The following is a 14,753-nucleotide window of genomic DNA, read 5'->3' on the forward strand; positions in this document are numbered from 1 at the left end:
AGATACTTACAATACGTAAGCACTGCGGATATATAAAGGCTTAACGCCAGCTATGTCAACGCTGCGGTTATGCGGATTTTTCATGCCCCTGCGGCTAACAGAAAAAAGCCTTATGATAGCTATACTAATGGGGCTTTTTACTCCGTATTGACCCGATTCCTGACCGGCGTCAGGGACAAGTCACAAAAATCATCACAATTTTCCGTCACCGGCGCTACAATCGACCGAAGTCACAATCTCAAATCAGAAGAGTATTGCTAATGAAAAACATCAACCCAACGCAGACCTCTGCCTGGCAGGCATTACAGAAACACTTCGACGAAATGAAAGATGTCACTATCAGCGAGCTGTTCGCCAAAGATAGCGACCGTTTTTCTAAGTTTTCCGCGACGTTTGACGATCTGATGCTGGTGGACTTCTCCAAAAACCGCATCACCGAAGAGACGCTGGCTAAACTACAGGATCTGGCGAAAGAGACCGACCTGGCGGGCGCCATCAAGTCGATGTTCTCCGGTGAAAAGATCAACCGCACCGAAGATCGCGCGGTACTCCACGTCGCGCTGCGCAACCGCAGCAACACGCCGATTGTGGTTGATGGCAAAGATGTGATGCCGGAAGTGAACGCTGTGCTGGAGAAGATGAAAACCTTCTCTGAAGCGATTATCTCCGGTAGCTGGAAAGGCTACACCGGCAAACCGATCACCGACGTGGTCAACATTGGTATCGGCGGCTCCGACCTCGGTCCGTTCATGGTCACCGAAGCGCTGCGTCCGTATAAAAACCACCTCAACATGCACTTTGTCTCCAACGTCGATGGCACCCACATTGCCGAAGTGCTGAAGAGCGTCAATCCGGAAACCACCCTGTTCCTGGTCGCGTCCAAAACCTTCACCACCCAGGAGACCATGACCAACGCCCACAGCGCGCGCGACTGGTTCCTGGCGACCGCGGGCGACGACAAGCACGTGGCTAAACACTTCGCGGCGCTCTCCACCAACGCGAAAGCGGTTGGCGAGTTCGGCATCGACACCGCCAACATGTTCGAATTCTGGGACTGGGTTGGCGGCCGTTACTCCCTGTGGTCGGCGATTGGCCTGTCCATCATTCTCTCCGTGGGCTTCGACAACTTCGTTGAGCTGCTGTCCGGCGCGCATGCGATGGATAAGCACTTCTCCACCACCCCGGCGGAGAAAAACCTGCCGGTACTGCTGGCGCTGATCGGTATCTGGTACAACAACTTCTTCGGGGCAGAAACCGAAGCGATTCTGCCGTACGATCAGTACATGCACCGTTTTGCCGCCTACTTCCAGCAGGGCAACATGGAGTCCAATGGTAAGTATGTTGACCGTAATGGCCACGCCGTGGACTACCAGACGGGTCCGATCATCTGGGGCGAGCCGGGCACCAACGGTCAGCACGCGTTCTACCAGCTGATCCATCAGGGCACCAAAATGGTACCGTGCGATTTCATCGCCCCGGCTATCACCCACAACCCGCTCTCCGATCATCATCCGAAGCTGCTGTCCAACTTCTTCGCACAGACCGAGGCCCTGGCCTTCGGTAAATCCCGTGAGGTGGTGGAGCAGGAATATCGCGATCAGGGTAAAGATCCGGCGACCCTGGAGCACGTGGTGCCGTTCAAAGTGTTCGAAGGCAACCGCCCGACTAACTCCATCCTGCTGCGTGAGATCACCCCGTTCAGCCTCGGGGCGCTGATTGCTCTGTACGAGCACAAAATCTTCACCCAGGGCGCGATCCTCAACATCTTCACTTTCGACCAGTGGGGCGTTGAGCTGGGCAAACAGCTGGCTAACCGCATCCTGCCGGAGCTGAAAGACGGCAGCGAAGTCAGCAGCCACGACAGCTCCACTAACGGTCTGATTAACCGTTATAAAGCCTGGCGCGCATAACGCTTGCGCAGCTAAGACGGAATGCCGACCTTATGGTCGGCATTTTTTTACAGCCGTCGCAGCAGGCGGGCTGGATTCCCCGCCCACACGCCTTTCTCGGTGATGGACTTCGTCACCACGCTGCCCGCGCCAATCACCACGCCGTCGCAGATACTGACGGCCAGAATCGTGGCGCCGCTACCGATCGACACGTCATCGCCAATCTCAATCCGCCCCCAACTGGCGCGGTCGGCGTTTGGTTTGCCGTCGCGAAACAGATCGTTGGCGAACATCACCCCGTGACCGATAAAACAGCGCCGACCAATGGTGACGTACTCGCAGATAAAGGTATGAGACTGGATTTTACTCTCCGCGCCGATGCGGGTATTCCCCTGGATCTCAACGAACGGCCCGACGAAGACGTTATCGCCCAGCGTGCAGTCATACAGGTTGGCGGGCTGGTAAATAACGACATTTTCACCACAAACGACGTTACGTACGCCGGTGTCACGAAGCTCAGGCATAGTTCCTCTCACAGCGGTTTGGCCAGAATATGTAAGGTGCTTTGCTGGCTGGCGGAATGAAAAGTTGCGTCTCTGATGTGCTGCATCCCCTGGCGTTCGTAAAAACGGCGCGCGGCGGGATTCGCGGCGAGTACTTCCAGCCACAGCCAGCTTTCACCGGCCGTTTTTGCTCGCGTCTCGACGGCGTGAAAAATCTGCTCGCCGTAGCGGTGGCCAGTCTCCCCCGGCATCATGTAGAGCTTATGCAGCAGCGTACCCGTCGTGCCGTCGTCAGCCATTCGCTGTTGATAGCTATATTTAGCGAAACCAACGGGGGAAGCGGCTTCGGCGATGAGCCAATGATGGTTGGCATCGGTCAGACTCCGATGTAGCGCATCTTCGGCATATTCTTGCTTAAGAAATAACGCCAATTCATCGGCATTGCGCCAGAGATGGGCGAAGTGGTGCTGGTAACTGGCATAACCCATCGCGCTCAGTTGTGGCGCGTCGTCGGGTAATGCCTTTCGGATAGTCAACATGCTGCGTTCCTCGGGTCATTCAGTGGCTATAGTGCCTGTAATATGAACAACGTGGAACGACAAAAATCGGTGGGGAAGGGGCTGGAGGTTCTTCCTCCAGCCGGGGGGTTAACGGGCGAAAGCGATCGCTTCGATTTCGACGCCAGCGTCTTTCGGTAACCTGGCCACTTCCACGCAGGAGCGCGCCGGAAAGGCCGCCTGATGTTCGGTAAAGAAGGCCTCGTAGGCGGCATTGATGGCGGCAAAATCCGCCAGGTCTTTCACAAACACCGTGGTTTTGACGATCTGACCAACGCTGAGGCCGGCGGCTTCGACGATGGCTTTCACGTTCTCCAGCGACTGGCGCGCCTGTTCGGCAATGTTGTCGGGCATGGTGCCGTCCTGCGGATTAATGGGCAGCTGGCCGGAGGTGATGGTCATCGCGCCGAGATTGACGCCCTGAACGTACGGACCGATCGCGGCGGGTGCGTCAGCGGTAGTAATAATCATGTGGTTACCCTTCAAACAGTTACAGAAAATAATTCAACAGCACCAGTGAGCCGACGCCGCTGACCACCACCCACACCAGACCTAAACGGAAGCTGGCGAGCGTACAGATAATGGCGGCGATCACCTTCGGATTTTTTAAGTCGAACTCCATGCTGGAATTCACGCTCAGGATCTGAATGGTGATGATGGCCGGCAGGACGGTGACCGGCACGAAGCGCAATGTTTTGGTCACCCGCTCAGACATCTGGATCTTGCCGGCCAGGCCGATAAACGAGAAACGAATAAGAAAAGTGACCGCGGCCATGCCCAGCGTCAGGGCGATAAAGTAGCTATTACTCATTTTCCAGCGCCTCCACTAACGGCATATCGGATTCGGTTGTTGCCCTCTGCTTGCGCTCTTCCGCCAGGTCGACGCACAGGCCGGCGAGGACGCCGAGCACGGAGGCGACGACGATACCCAGCGAGTAGGGCAGGACCACTAACAGCACGCCGGAAACGGCGGCCACTACCGCGGCGACGGTGCAGGCCTGGCTTTTAATTTGTGGCACCACGATGGCGATAAAGGCGGCGACCATGGCGAAATCGAGACCGTATTTTTCAATGTGGGGAAACGAGGCGCCGACCAGCGCGCCAAGAAAATCGGCCAGCACCCAAATCGCCCAGAAGGTGATCATCGCCGAGCCATAAAACAGATATTTTTCCTTTTTATTTCCTTCCATCTCTTTAACGGTGGTGGCATACACCTCGTCGGTGAGCGCATAGGACATAAAGCATTTTTTAAAGAATGAGGCTTCGCGCACGGTACCGGAAATAGAGGCGCTATACAGCACGTGGCGAAGATTAATAATTAATGTGGTGAAAATAATCACGCCGAGCGTGGTGCCGGTTTTTAACATATTCAGTGCCAGCATCTGCGCCGAGCCGGCAATCACAATCGCCGACCACGCGGTACTTTGCCAGACGCTCATTCCGGCGCTGACGCTTAACGCGCCAACAATGAACGAGAAAGGAAAGTCCCCGATGCACAGGGGCATAATGGCGCTGGCGCCGCGTAATATGACTTTTTTATTCATCGTAAAATACCTGTTGGTGCAGGCAATAAATCATTATTGCGTAGGGTACAAAAGGGCTGGTCTTATTTGCTGACCATAATGCGAATGATCTCTTTATCAGTTTGCGCCATAGGCTTAATCACGAGGCGGCACAGGTTATTAATCGACTGTTCGACGTCGGCGCAGACAATGCCGTCGTTGGCGCTGGCGCAGCGGTTTTGCATCGCCATCAATACAGATTTAAAGGCGCTGGAGACCACCGAGGACACCTTCATCGCGCAGCTGTTGGAGGCGCCATCACAAATCATGCCGGTAACATCGCTAATCATATTGATGATGGCGGTGTTGATGGTTTCGATATTGCGGGTAAACAGCCATGCCATACCGGCGGCGGCGCCCATGGCGGCGGTGGAGGCCGCGCACAGTGCGGACAGGCGGGTATAGCGCGAATGGATGGAAATGGCCGTCAGATGCGAGAGCGCCAGCGCGCGAGCGAGCGTCTCTTCATCGGCATTCAGATGCTCGGCGACGGTCACCACCGGCATGGTCGCCGCGATCCCTTGGTTGCCAGAGCCGAAGTTCGACATAGCGACCACCGGGGCGCCGCCCATACGCGCATCGGAAGCCGCGACGGTGTTGATAATGACCTCACTCATTAAGTCTTTGCTTAACAAACCATTTTTAACGGCTTCAGAGAATGTTCCGTTAATATTCAACCCATACTTTTTCGATTTTCCTTCTGCAGCCAGTGCGCTATTGAGGCGGGCGGCTTCCAGAATAAACGTAATATTCTCAACCGGGGTGGAGATAATAAAATCATACGCTTCCTGGAGAGAGAAAGTTGGCAGTTCGGCCTGCGCTGTGGCGCTATTTTTCCCGGCGTGTAATGGCTGCTGTTCGCCATTAATATATAACTCGACCACATTGGTATGCGTGCCTTTTACCACGACGCGACAGGTCTGGTCACCGGCGCTGAGGGTGAGATCGAGATGAATAAAGTCAGGCGTGTCCTGGACGTCAATATTAACGTGGCCGGCGTCCACCAGCGCTTGTGCCTGTTCCACATGCTGTGAAGTAATGCCTGCCAGGGTCTGTAATCCCTTATCGGCATCGCCGCCAAAGGCGCCGATGGCGGCGGCCAGCGCGACGCCATTCACTGTCGTGCCGGGAATCGTGACGCCCGTGGCGTTTTTATACAGGTTGGCAGAAATAAAACCGCTAATTTTTTCGCAGGGTATCGCTAAATGTTTCGCGGCGTAAGCGGTGGTAAATGAAATAGCAACGGGTTCAGTGCAACCTAATGCTGGTGCGACTTCTCGCTGTAGCCAGCGAATAAAAAGAGAGGATGTTTGGTCAGACATTATTATGATTCCTGGACGTAAGATGATGAGGAAATATGCTAAGGGAATCGGCAGAAAAAAACTTTCTCAAATAACCCTTTATTTATTAAGGTCTGGAGAAAAGTTTTATTTTTAGCTATATCTAAACATGCAGGCTTGTATTTAAATTAAGTTATTGATTAACAATGGTTTTATAAGCAAATTTTTATGCAAATCATGGGAATCAGTTATGTCGATCACACGCCGTTAAGGAGAGCATTTTTCTCTTTTGCCGAAATCCTGCCCTGAGGGCGCAAAAATTTAAAGCCCACGCGGTGAGGGGTAACTGTAGATCTGGATCACACTTTTGCGCTATACCGGACGCAACAAGGACTGATTATGAGGTGTGAATATGTCGTCGGTTTATCGCCCACTGGTGAATTTTATCGCCACTGCGATGCAAACGGTTTTGAATCTTGGGCTGCTGTGCCTGGGGATTATACTGATCGTCTTCCTCGGTAAAGAGACGCTGCATCTGGCCGATGTCCTCTTTACCCCGGAGCCGACCAGTAAGTACCGGCTGGTGGAAGGTTTGGTGGTCTACTTTCTCTACTTCGAGTTTATCGCGCTGATCGTCAAGTATTTTCAGTCGGGGTTCCATTTCCCGCTGCGCTATTTTGTCTATATCGGCATCACCGCGATTGTGCGTCTGATCATCATCGACCATGAGTCGCCGATGGCGGTACTTATTTATTCCGCCGCGATCCTGATTCTGGTGATTACGCTCTGGCTGTGTAACTCTAATCGCCTGAAACGCGAATAAAAAAAAGCGGCCTCCAGGGCCGCTGACCAACAGTCACAAATAGAATTTATGTAGGGTCCAGTTGAGGATAGCAGTGGCATTGGCCTTACTTTTTCAGCTGAGGGCGACGGCGACAATACCCGGTTGGGGTCGTGTATTGCGGCTAGACCGTCGGCCCTCCTCTGAAATTTGGGGCCGGTGTTACAAAAAAACTTAACCTTTCACCCCGCCCGCCGTCAGGCCGTTCACCAGCCAGCGCTGCGCCAGCAGGAACACGACCGTAATCGGGATGGCGGAGAGTACCGCCGCGGCGGCAAAGTCGCCCCACAGATAGTTCTGCGGGTTGAGATACTGTTGCATACCTACCGCCAGGGTATAGCTGTTCACATCGCGCAGCAGCAGCGAGGCGACCGGCACTTCGGTGATAGCCGCGATGAACGACAGAATAAAGACCACCGCCAGAATCGGCACCGACAGCGGCAGCAGTACGAGGCGGAACGCCTGCCATGGGGTCGCGCCATCCAGCGCAGCCGCTTCTTCCAGCGAGCCATCGATGGTTTCGAAGTAGCCTTTGATGGTCCAGACGTGCAGGGCGATACCGCCCATGTAGGCAAAGATCACGCCGCCGTGGGTGTTGAGGCCGACGAACGGGATGTACTGGCCCAGGCGGTCAAACAACGCGTACAGCGCCACCAGCGACAGCACCGCCGGGAACATCTGGAAAATCAACATCCCTTTCAGCAGGGTCGCTTTCCCCGGGAAGCGCATACGGGCAAAAGCGTAGGCGCAGGTGGTGGAGAGGGCGACGATACCGATCGCGGTGATCCCGGCGACCTTAATCGAGTTCCACAGCCACAGCAGGACCGGGAACGGCGGCGGCGTGACGCGGCCATCCGCGTGTTCGACGCTGAAGCCTAACGCCAGACGCCAGTGCTCCCAGGAGATGGTATCCGGGATCAGGCTGCCGGTGGCGAAGTTACCCTCGCGCAGCGAGATGGCGATAACCATCAGCAGCGGAAACATAATCGCGGCGATAAAAATCAGTAGCAGGAGATGCGTGGTAAATAAACGTAGCTTCTGCGATTTGGGTTGGACCATAGCCATTGTAATTTTACTCCCCTTGACTTCGCACCAGGCTATTTTGCTTGCCATTTTGAACTCGGGCAGTGCTCAGAATCCTCACGTACTACGTGTACGCTCCGGTTCTTCCGCGCTGGCCGAGTCCAAACCGCCCGCGCCAATAACGCCTGGTTATTCCAATTAATCAAACTTCATGCGTGTGGCTTTCAGGTTCACAATCGCTAACGCGCCAACCAGCAGGAAGATAAGCGTTGCGATAGCCGCCGCCAGGCCGAAGTCCTGACCGCCGCCGCCTTCAAAGGCGATACGGTAGGTGTAGCTCACCAGCAGGTCGGTATAACCGGCCGGGGTGGTGGTGCCGAGACGGTCCGGACCACCGTTGGTCAACAGTTGAATCAGGACGAAGTTGTTAAAGTTAAAGGCGAAGCTGGCGATCATCAGCGGCGTCAGCGGCTTAATCAGCAGCGGGAAGGTAATTTTAAAGAAGTTCTGGAACGGGCCGGCGCCATCCATTGCCGACGCTTCGTACAGATCGTCCGGAATCGCCTTCAGCAGCCCCATGCACAGGATCATCATGTACGGGTAGCCCAGCCAGGTGTTGACGATGATGATCATGGTGCGCGCGGTGGTCGGGTCGCTAAACCACGCCGGCTTAATGCCGAACAGCGTGCTGAGCATCATGTTGATTTCACCAAAGCTCTGGTTGAACAGACCTTTGAAAATCAGAATCGAAATAAATGACGGTACGGCATACGGCAGAATCAGCAGGACGCGGTAAATCGCTTTGCCTTTCAGTGCTTCCCACTGCACCAGGCAGGCAAGGATCATCCCCACCGCGACGGTCAGCACCACGGTCAGCACCGAGAACACCACCGTCCAGACGAAGATCGCGAAGAACGGTTTCTGGATGCCTTCATCGTGGAAGACGCGGGTAAAGTTGTCCCAGCCGATAGTCACGGTGTAGCCCGGGCTCAGCTTTTCTGTGCCCCAGCTACCGTCGGCGTTGATGGCCTGGTAGAAACCAACGTCGTTGTTCGGGCGGTATTTGACGTGGGTTTGATTGTTGGTCAGCACGCCGTTTTCGCCAAGCGTATACAGCGGTTGGGTGCCGGAGAACTGGCGCAGCGAGCTCATGATCACTTTGCTGTCGTCAGGCAGCACGGCGGTCAGCTGGTTCAGCGCGGTGCGGTTCTGGGTAATGACGCGCAGGTTGGCGCGCTCGCCTTCCGGCAGGGCGTCGGTTTCTTTTAACGCCAGCTTCTGCTCGCCGCCGAATTTAAAGGCGTCGGAAAGGTAGTTTTTACCGCTCTCACCGTCGGTCAGGGCCAGCTTCCACTCGTCGCCTGCCGGGATCAGCGTGAAGTTATAGGCTTTGCCGGCCTGGAAGGAGCGATCCATCAGCACCTGCTGCGCGCGCTCAAAGGTCAGCTGGTTGGTGCTGCTGTAGTTGGTGAACGCGATAGCGATAGTACAGATCAGCGGAAACAGGACAAACAGGCCCATGCCGGCGAGGCCGGGATAGACATAGCGCCAGGCATAAGCCTTGCGGTTAGCGAAAATATACAGGCCAACTGAGCTTAAAATCAGCGTCATGATGGCGAACAGGTACTCCCCCTGGGCGTACATCAAAACAACAAGGTAACCCACCAGCAGGCACAGTAAGCCAATCACAGACCATGTGAGTTGCGGACTTTGCCACCAGTGTTTCTTTTTAACGGCATCCATGGGGATCATCCTCTACAGCGGTGAAAGCTTATTTGTCAGGTGGCGCTTCGCTTACCTGACCTACGGTCCGAGCCGTAGTGGTAGGGCGGGTAAGCGCAAGCGCCACCCGCCGTTTTCTTACTTGGTGATACGGCTCTGGGCATCCTTCAGCGCAGCATCGACAGTCTGACGACCGCTGGCGGCGTTGATAACCGCGGTACGAACGGCATACCAGAAGGCAGACATCTGTGGGATGTTAGGCATGATTTCGCCTTTCTGGGCGTTCGCCATGGTGGCGGCGATGCGCGGATCTTTTTCCAGTTTTTCCTGGAAGGATTTCAGCGCCACGGCACCCAGCGGTTTGTCGTTGTTAACCGATTCCAGACCCTGATCGGTCATCAGGTAGTTTTCGAGGAACTCTTTCGCCAGCTCTTTATTCGGGCTGGCGGCGTTGATCCCCGCGCTCAGCACGCCAACGAACGGTTTCGATGGTTTGCCTTTAAAGGTCGGCAGCAGGGTCACGCCGTAGTTAACCTTGCTCTTATCGATGTTAGACCACGCCCACGGACCGTTGATGGTCATCGCGGTTTCACCTTTGTTGAAGGCCGCTTCCGCGATGGAGTAATCGGTATCGGCATTCATGTGCTTGTTCTTGATCAGGTCAACCAGGAAGGTCAGGCCCGCTTTCGCGCCTGCGCTGTCCACGCCGACGTCTTTCACATCGTACTTGCCGTTTTCAAACTTGAACGCGTATCCGCCGTCGGCAGCGATCAGCGGCCAGGTGAAGTACGGTTCCTGCAGGTTGAACATCAGCGCGCTCTTACCTTTCGCTTTCAGTTCTTTATCCAGCGCCGGGATCTCTTCCCAGGTCTTCGGCGGGTTCGGCACCAGGTCTTTGTTGTAAATCAGGGACAGCGCTTCCACCGCGATCGGGTAGGCGATCAGTTTGCCGTTATAGCGAACGGCATCCCAGGTGAACGGATAGAGTTTGTCCTGGAACGCTTTGTCCGGGGTGATTTCCGCCAGCAGGCCGGACTGCGCGTAGCCGCCGAAACGGTCATGCGCCCAGAAGATGATGTCCGGGCCGTCGCCGGTCGCCGCAACCTGCGGGAATTTCTCTTCCAGCTTATCCGGGTGTTCTACGGAAACTTTAATGCCGGTGTCTTTTTCAAACTTTTTACCCACTTCAGCGAGGCCGTTGTAGCCTTTGTCGCCGTTAATCCAGATAACCAGCTTACCTTCTTCAATTTTCGCGAGGGCAGAGGCGGAAAACATCATCGTGGTCAGTGCCGACAGCGCGAGGATGCGAGCGCCAGTTTTGATTTTCATATACCCGTCCTTTTTGGTGTTGTACTCGTGGATACACTTCGGTGGCTTAACGATGATGAGTTTCCTTTTTTAACAACCCCTTTCCATCCTCCCCAGGTCTACGCCCCACCCGCTGGTTGTGTGATCTCCATTGCAAAAACGGCCGTATTGCGTCCTGGAGCACAGAAAAAAGCGCCCAATTTTGTCGCCTCCATCACGAAATCACGCGCCGCCCGCCATCCCCCGCGGCGAGAGCCAATCTCTCATCCTCCCATCTCCTCCCCCATAAAAAAGCCGGGGGGTGGAGGATTTGCCCGGCTAATGAATGCCGCATAGTCGACCCATCTTGAATGTGACTGTTAGTGACAGGTTGTAACGAAGGGAGAAGGGCATGGCGAGCGTACAGCTGCGAAATGTAACGAAAGCCTGGGGTGACGTGGTGGTATCGAAAGATATCAATCTCGATATCCACGAAGGGGAATTCGTCGTGTTTGTCGGGCCATCGGGCTGCGGCAAATCTACCCTGCTGCGTATGATTGCCGGGTTAGAAACTATTACCAGCGGGGACCTGTTTATCGGGGACACCCGCATGAACGAGATCCCACCGGCAGAACGCGGCGTTGGGATGGTATTCCAGTCTTATGCGCTCTATCCCCACCTTTCCGTTGCGGAAAATATGTCGTTTGGCCTGAAGCTGGCCGGCGCGAAAAAAGATCTGATTAACCAGCGGGTGACCCAGGTTGCGGAAGTGCTGCAGCTGGCCCATCTGCTGGAGCGTAAACCGAAAGCCCTCTCCGGCGGTCAGCGTCAGCGCGTGGCGATTGGTCGTACCCTGGTGGCTGAGCCGAGCGTCTTCCTGCTGGATGAGCCGCTTTCCAACCTCGATGCCGCCCTGCGCGTCCAGATGCGTATCGAAATCTCCCGTCTGCATAAGCGACTGGGCCGCACCATGATCTATGTCACCCACGATCAGGTGGAAGCGATGACCCTCGCGGACAAGATCGTGGTCCTCGACGCTGGCCGGGTGGCGCAGGTCGGGAAACCGCTGGAACTCTATCACTATCCGGCTGACCGCTTCGTCGCCGGCTTTATCGGTTCACCGAAGATGAACTTCCTGCCGGTTAAAGTCACCGCGACGGCTATCGATCAGGTGCAGGTTGAACTGCCGAACCGTCAGCAAATCTGGCTGCCGGTGGACAGCGCCAACGTTCAGGCGGGCGCCAACATGTCCTTAGGTATCCGCCCGGAGCATTTACTGCCCAGCGATATCGCCGATGTGACCCTCGAAGGTGAGGTTCAGGTCGTCGAGCAGTTAGGTCACGAAACGCAAATTCATATCCAGATCCCCGCCATCCGTCAGAACCTGGTTTACCGCCAGAACGACGTGGTGTTGGTAGAAGAGGGAGCCACATTCGCCATCGGTTTGCCGCCAGAACGTTGCCATTTATTCCGTGAGGATGGCACCGCTTGTCGTCGGCTGCATAAAGAGCCGGGCGTGTAAGGCTTCCCATTAAAAAAAGGCGCGAACCCGGCTGGCGGTACACCGGCGAAGCGTGCAAAGAAAAGCAATGATCTCAGGAGATAGAATGATGATTACTCTGCGCAAACTTCCACTGGCGGTCGCCGTCGCGGCAGGCGTTATGTCTGCTCAGGCGCTGGCTGTCGATTTCCATGGCTACGCGCGTTCCGGCATTGGCTGGACCGGCAGCGGCGGCGAGCAACAGTGCTTCAAAGCGACCGGCGCTCAAAGTAAATATCGTCTTGGTAACGAATGTGAAACCTATGCGGAACTGAAGCTGGGCCAGGAGCTGTGGAAGGAAGGGGATAAGAGTTTTTATTTCGATACTAACGTTGCCTATTCCGTGAATCAGGAAGATGACTGGGAAAGCACCTCTCCGGCGTTCCGTGAAGCCAACATCCAGGGTAAAAACCTGATCGACTGGCTGCCGGGCTCCACGCTGTGGGCGGGTAAACGCTTCTATCAGCGTCATGACGTTCACATGATCGACTTCTACTACTGGGATATCTCCGGCCCGGGTGCAGGTCTGGAAAACGTTGACCTTGGCTTCGGTAAGCTCTCTCTGGCCGCTACTCGTAACTCAGAAAGCGGCGGCTCTTATACTTTCTCCAGCGATGACACCAAAAAATATGCTGCGAAAACTGCCAACGACGTCTTTGACATCCGTCTGGCGGGCCTGGAAACCAACCCGGGCGGCGTGCTGGAGTTAGGCGTCGATTACGGCCGTGCTAACCCGCAGGATGACTACCGTCTGGAAGACGGCGCGTCGAAAGACGGCTGGATGTGGACCGGTGAACATACTCAGTCCATCTGGGGCGGCTTCAACAAGTTTGTCGTTCAGTACGCCACTGACGCAATGACCTCCTGGAACAGCGGCCACTCTCAAGGGACCAGCATCGATAACAACGGCAGCATGATCCGCGTTCTGGATCACGGCGCGATGGACTTCAACGATGACTGGGGCCTGATGTACGTTGCGATGTACCAGGACGTGGATCTGGACAGCAAAAACGGCTCCACCTGGTACACCGTGGGTGTTCGTCCGATGTACAAATGGACGCCGATCATGAGCACCCAGCTGGAAATCGGTTACGACAACGTGAAATCCCAGCGTACCAGCGAAAACAACAACCAGTACAAAATTACTCTGGCTCAGCAATGGCAGGCAGGGAACAGCGTCTGGTCTCGTCCGGCTATCCGTATCTTCGCAACCTACGCGAAGTGGGATGAAAACTGGGGCTACAGCAACACCTCTGGTCTGCAGACGAAAGACAGCAGCGGAAGCGGCGCTTTCACCTCCAGCCGCGGTGACGACAGCGAAGTTACCTTCGGTGCCCAGATGGAAGTGTGGTGGTAATACCGTCCGCAGGACGGGTGTAACCTGGGAGGGGCATCGGCCCCTCCTGACAATTCAGGGTTAGCGCGCTATTGCCTGGCTACCGCTAAACCGATGCTATCCAAGGTGAGAAGAATGAAAATGAAGAAAACTCTCGTCGCTCTGTGTTTATCCGCAGGGATGTTGGCATGCGTGCCGGGGATGAGCCTTGCCGATGTTAACTTTGTACCGCAGAACACCAGCGCCGCGCCGTCTATTCCAGCCAGTGCGCTGCAGCAGCTGATCTGGACGCCTGCCGATCAATCGAAGACGCAGAGCGTAGATTTAACCACCGGCGGTCAACGCCTGGATGTTCCAGGGATCGTCGGACCGGTCGCCGCCTGGAGCGTGCCGGCCAATATCGGTGAGCTGACCCTGACCCTCGACAGCGAGCTGAACAAACATAAGCAGATTTTTGCGCCGAACGTGCTGATTCTCGACCAGAACATGACGCCAGCGGCGTTCTTCCCCAGCAACTACTTCACCTATCAGCAGCCGGGCGTGATGACTGCCGATCGCCTGGGCGGCGTGATGCGCCTGACCCCGGCGCTGGGCCAGCAGAAGCTCTATGTGCTGGTATTTACCACTGAAAAAGATCTCCAGCAGACCACCACCCTGCTGGATCCGGCGAAAGCCTATGCCAAAGGCGCAGGCAATGCGGCGCCGGACATCCCGGATCCCATCGCCAAACATACCACCGATGGCGTGCTGAAGCTGAAAGTGAAAACCAACAGCACCTCCAGCGTGCTGGTGGGGCCGCTGTTCGGCTCCTCCGGCCCGGGCCCGGTCACCGTCGGTAACACCGCGGCGCCGGTAGCCGCGCCAGCCGCCGCAGCTGCTGCTGCGCCGGCCGCTAAAAGCGAACCGATGCTCAGCGATACCGAAACCTACTTCAACAACGGTATTAAGCAGGCGGTGAAACAAGGTGACATCGACAAAGCCCTGAAATTGATGAACGAAGCTGAGCGCCTCGGCTCGAAATCCGCTCGTTCCACCTTTATCAGCAGTGTAAAAGGCAAGGGGTAATCGTCTCCCCACAATGCTGATGTTTAGGCACAGCCTTTAGGTGCATCCTCCGGGATGCACCTTTTTTTGCACGCGCGGCGGTCTGTTGCATGGCTGTTGCGTGAATGATCGTATATTGACGTTTGCCCGCCACCAACCGCCTATTCTG

14 protein-coding genes are annotated in these 14,753 nt (G+C 55.6%); 5 read left to right on the forward strand and 9 right to left on the reverse strand.

All coding sequences use genetic code 11. The annotated features are described in order from the left end of the window. The first annotated feature begins 260 nt into the window (after window positions 1-260). Window positions 261-1,910 carry a glucose-6-phosphate isomerase gene (gene pgi, locus ABLV64_RS10260; protein ID WP_004206271.1) on the forward strand — a complete coding sequence of 550 codons (1,650 nt, stop codon included), beginning with the start codon at window positions 261-263 and terminating at the stop codon, window positions 1,908-1,910. A 47-nt stretch (window positions 1,911-1,957) separates the two neighbouring features. Here pgi and ABLV64_RS10265 read toward each other — a convergent pair whose 3' ends face one another. The 6 genes from ABLV64_RS10265 to ABLV64_RS10290 form a co-directional block, all read right to left on the reverse strand. After that, window positions 1,958-2,413 (reverse strand): acyltransferase, encoded by a 456-nt coding sequence (locus ABLV64_RS10265; protein ID WP_032456809.1) that lies wholly within the window; start codon window positions 2,411-2,413, stop codon window positions 1,958-1,960. Between the two features lie 8 nt (window positions 2,414-2,421). Next, window positions 2,422-2,931, reverse strand: a complete 510-nt coding sequence (locus ABLV64_RS10270; RefSeq protein ID WP_080936246.1) for a GNAT family N-acetyltransferase — start codon at window positions 2,929-2,931, stop codon at window positions 2,422-2,424. 108 nt (window positions 2,932-3,039) lie between these two features. After that, window positions 3,040-3,420, reverse strand: coding sequence for a Rid family detoxifying hydrolase (locus ABLV64_RS10275; RefSeq protein WP_065697390.1), 381 nt, complete (start codon window positions 3,418-3,420; stop codon window positions 3,040-3,042). 19 nt (window positions 3,421-3,439) lie between these two features. Next, window positions 3,440-3,760: an AzlD domain-containing protein gene (locus ABLV64_RS10280; protein WP_004206276.1), complete on the reverse strand. Its 321-nt coding sequence runs from the start codon at window positions 3,758-3,760 to the stop codon at window positions 3,440-3,442. Next, window positions 3,753-4,493 carry an AzlC family ABC transporter permease gene (locus ABLV64_RS10285; RefSeq protein WP_080847842.1) on the reverse strand — a complete coding sequence of 247 codons (741 nt, stop codon included), beginning with the start codon at window positions 4,491-4,493 and terminating at the stop codon, window positions 3,753-3,755. The genes ABLV64_RS10280 and ABLV64_RS10285 overlap by 8 nt, the downstream gene beginning before the upstream one ends. Before the next feature lie 62 nt (window positions 4,494-4,555). Continuing rightward, a complete protein-coding gene (locus tag ABLV64_RS10290) occupies window positions 4,556-5,833 on the reverse strand; it encodes an L-serine ammonia-lyase, iron-sulfur-dependent, subunit alpha (protein ID WP_048322670.1) in 1,278 nt (425 codons plus the stop codon). Between the two features lie 370 nt (window positions 5,834-6,203). On the opposite strand from ABLV64_RS10290, the gene psiE reads away from it, so the two are divergent. Further along, complete coding sequence (gene psiE / locus ABLV64_RS10295) at window positions 6,204-6,614, forward strand: phosphate-starvation-inducible protein PsiE (protein WP_004206282.1); 411 nt, start codon at window positions 6,204-6,206, stop codon at window positions 6,612-6,614. Window positions 6,615-6,806: 192 nt separating this feature from the next. Here psiE and malG read toward each other — a convergent pair whose 3' ends face one another. The 3 genes from malG to malE all read right to left on the reverse strand — a co-directional run bounded on the left by malG (window position 6,807) and on the right by malE (window position 10,706). Beyond that, entirely contained in the window at window positions 6,807-7,697 is an 891-nt protein-coding gene (gene malG / locus ABLV64_RS10300; protein WP_002884725.1) for a maltose ABC transporter permease MalG, read from the reverse strand. 156 nt (window positions 7,698-7,853) lie between these two features. Beyond that, window positions 7,854-9,398 carry a maltose ABC transporter permease MalF gene (gene malF, locus ABLV64_RS10305; RefSeq protein WP_017900124.1) on the reverse strand — a complete coding sequence of 515 codons (1,545 nt, stop codon included), beginning with the start codon at window positions 9,396-9,398 and terminating at the stop codon, window positions 7,854-7,856. Window positions 9,399-9,515: 117 nt separating this feature from the next. Beyond that, window positions 9,516-10,706, reverse strand: a complete 1,191-nt coding sequence (gene malE, locus ABLV64_RS10310; RefSeq protein ID WP_004206285.1) for a maltose/maltodextrin ABC transporter substrate-binding protein MalE — start codon at window positions 10,704-10,706, stop codon at window positions 9,516-9,518. A 370-nt stretch (window positions 10,707-11,076) separates the two neighbouring features. Between malE and malK the strand changes: the two genes are divergently transcribed. From malK to malM, 3 genes are all read left to right on the forward strand, one after another. Next, window positions 11,077-12,186 carry a maltose/maltodextrin ABC transporter ATP-binding protein MalK gene (gene malK / locus ABLV64_RS10315; protein WP_002884743.1) on the forward strand — a complete coding sequence of 370 codons (1,110 nt, stop codon included), beginning with the start codon at window positions 11,077-11,079 and terminating at the stop codon, window positions 12,184-12,186. Between the two features lie 85 nt (window positions 12,187-12,271). Beyond that, entirely contained in the window at window positions 12,272-13,561 is a 1,290-nt protein-coding gene (locus ABLV64_RS10320) for a maltoporin (RefSeq protein ID WP_002884747.1), read from the forward strand. Window positions 13,562-13,675: 114 nt separating this feature from the next. Then, a complete protein-coding gene (malM, locus tag ABLV64_RS10325) occupies window positions 13,676-14,605 on the forward strand; it encodes a maltose operon protein MalM (protein ID WP_008807310.1) in 930 nt (309 codons plus the stop codon). Window positions 14,606-14,753: the final 148 nt, after the last annotated feature.

Source organism: Klebsiella sp. JB_Kp031 (genome assembly GCF_040064295.1).
Lineage (GTDB): Bacteria > Pseudomonadota > Gammaproteobacteria > Enterobacterales > Enterobacteriaceae > Klebsiella > Klebsiella quasipneumoniae.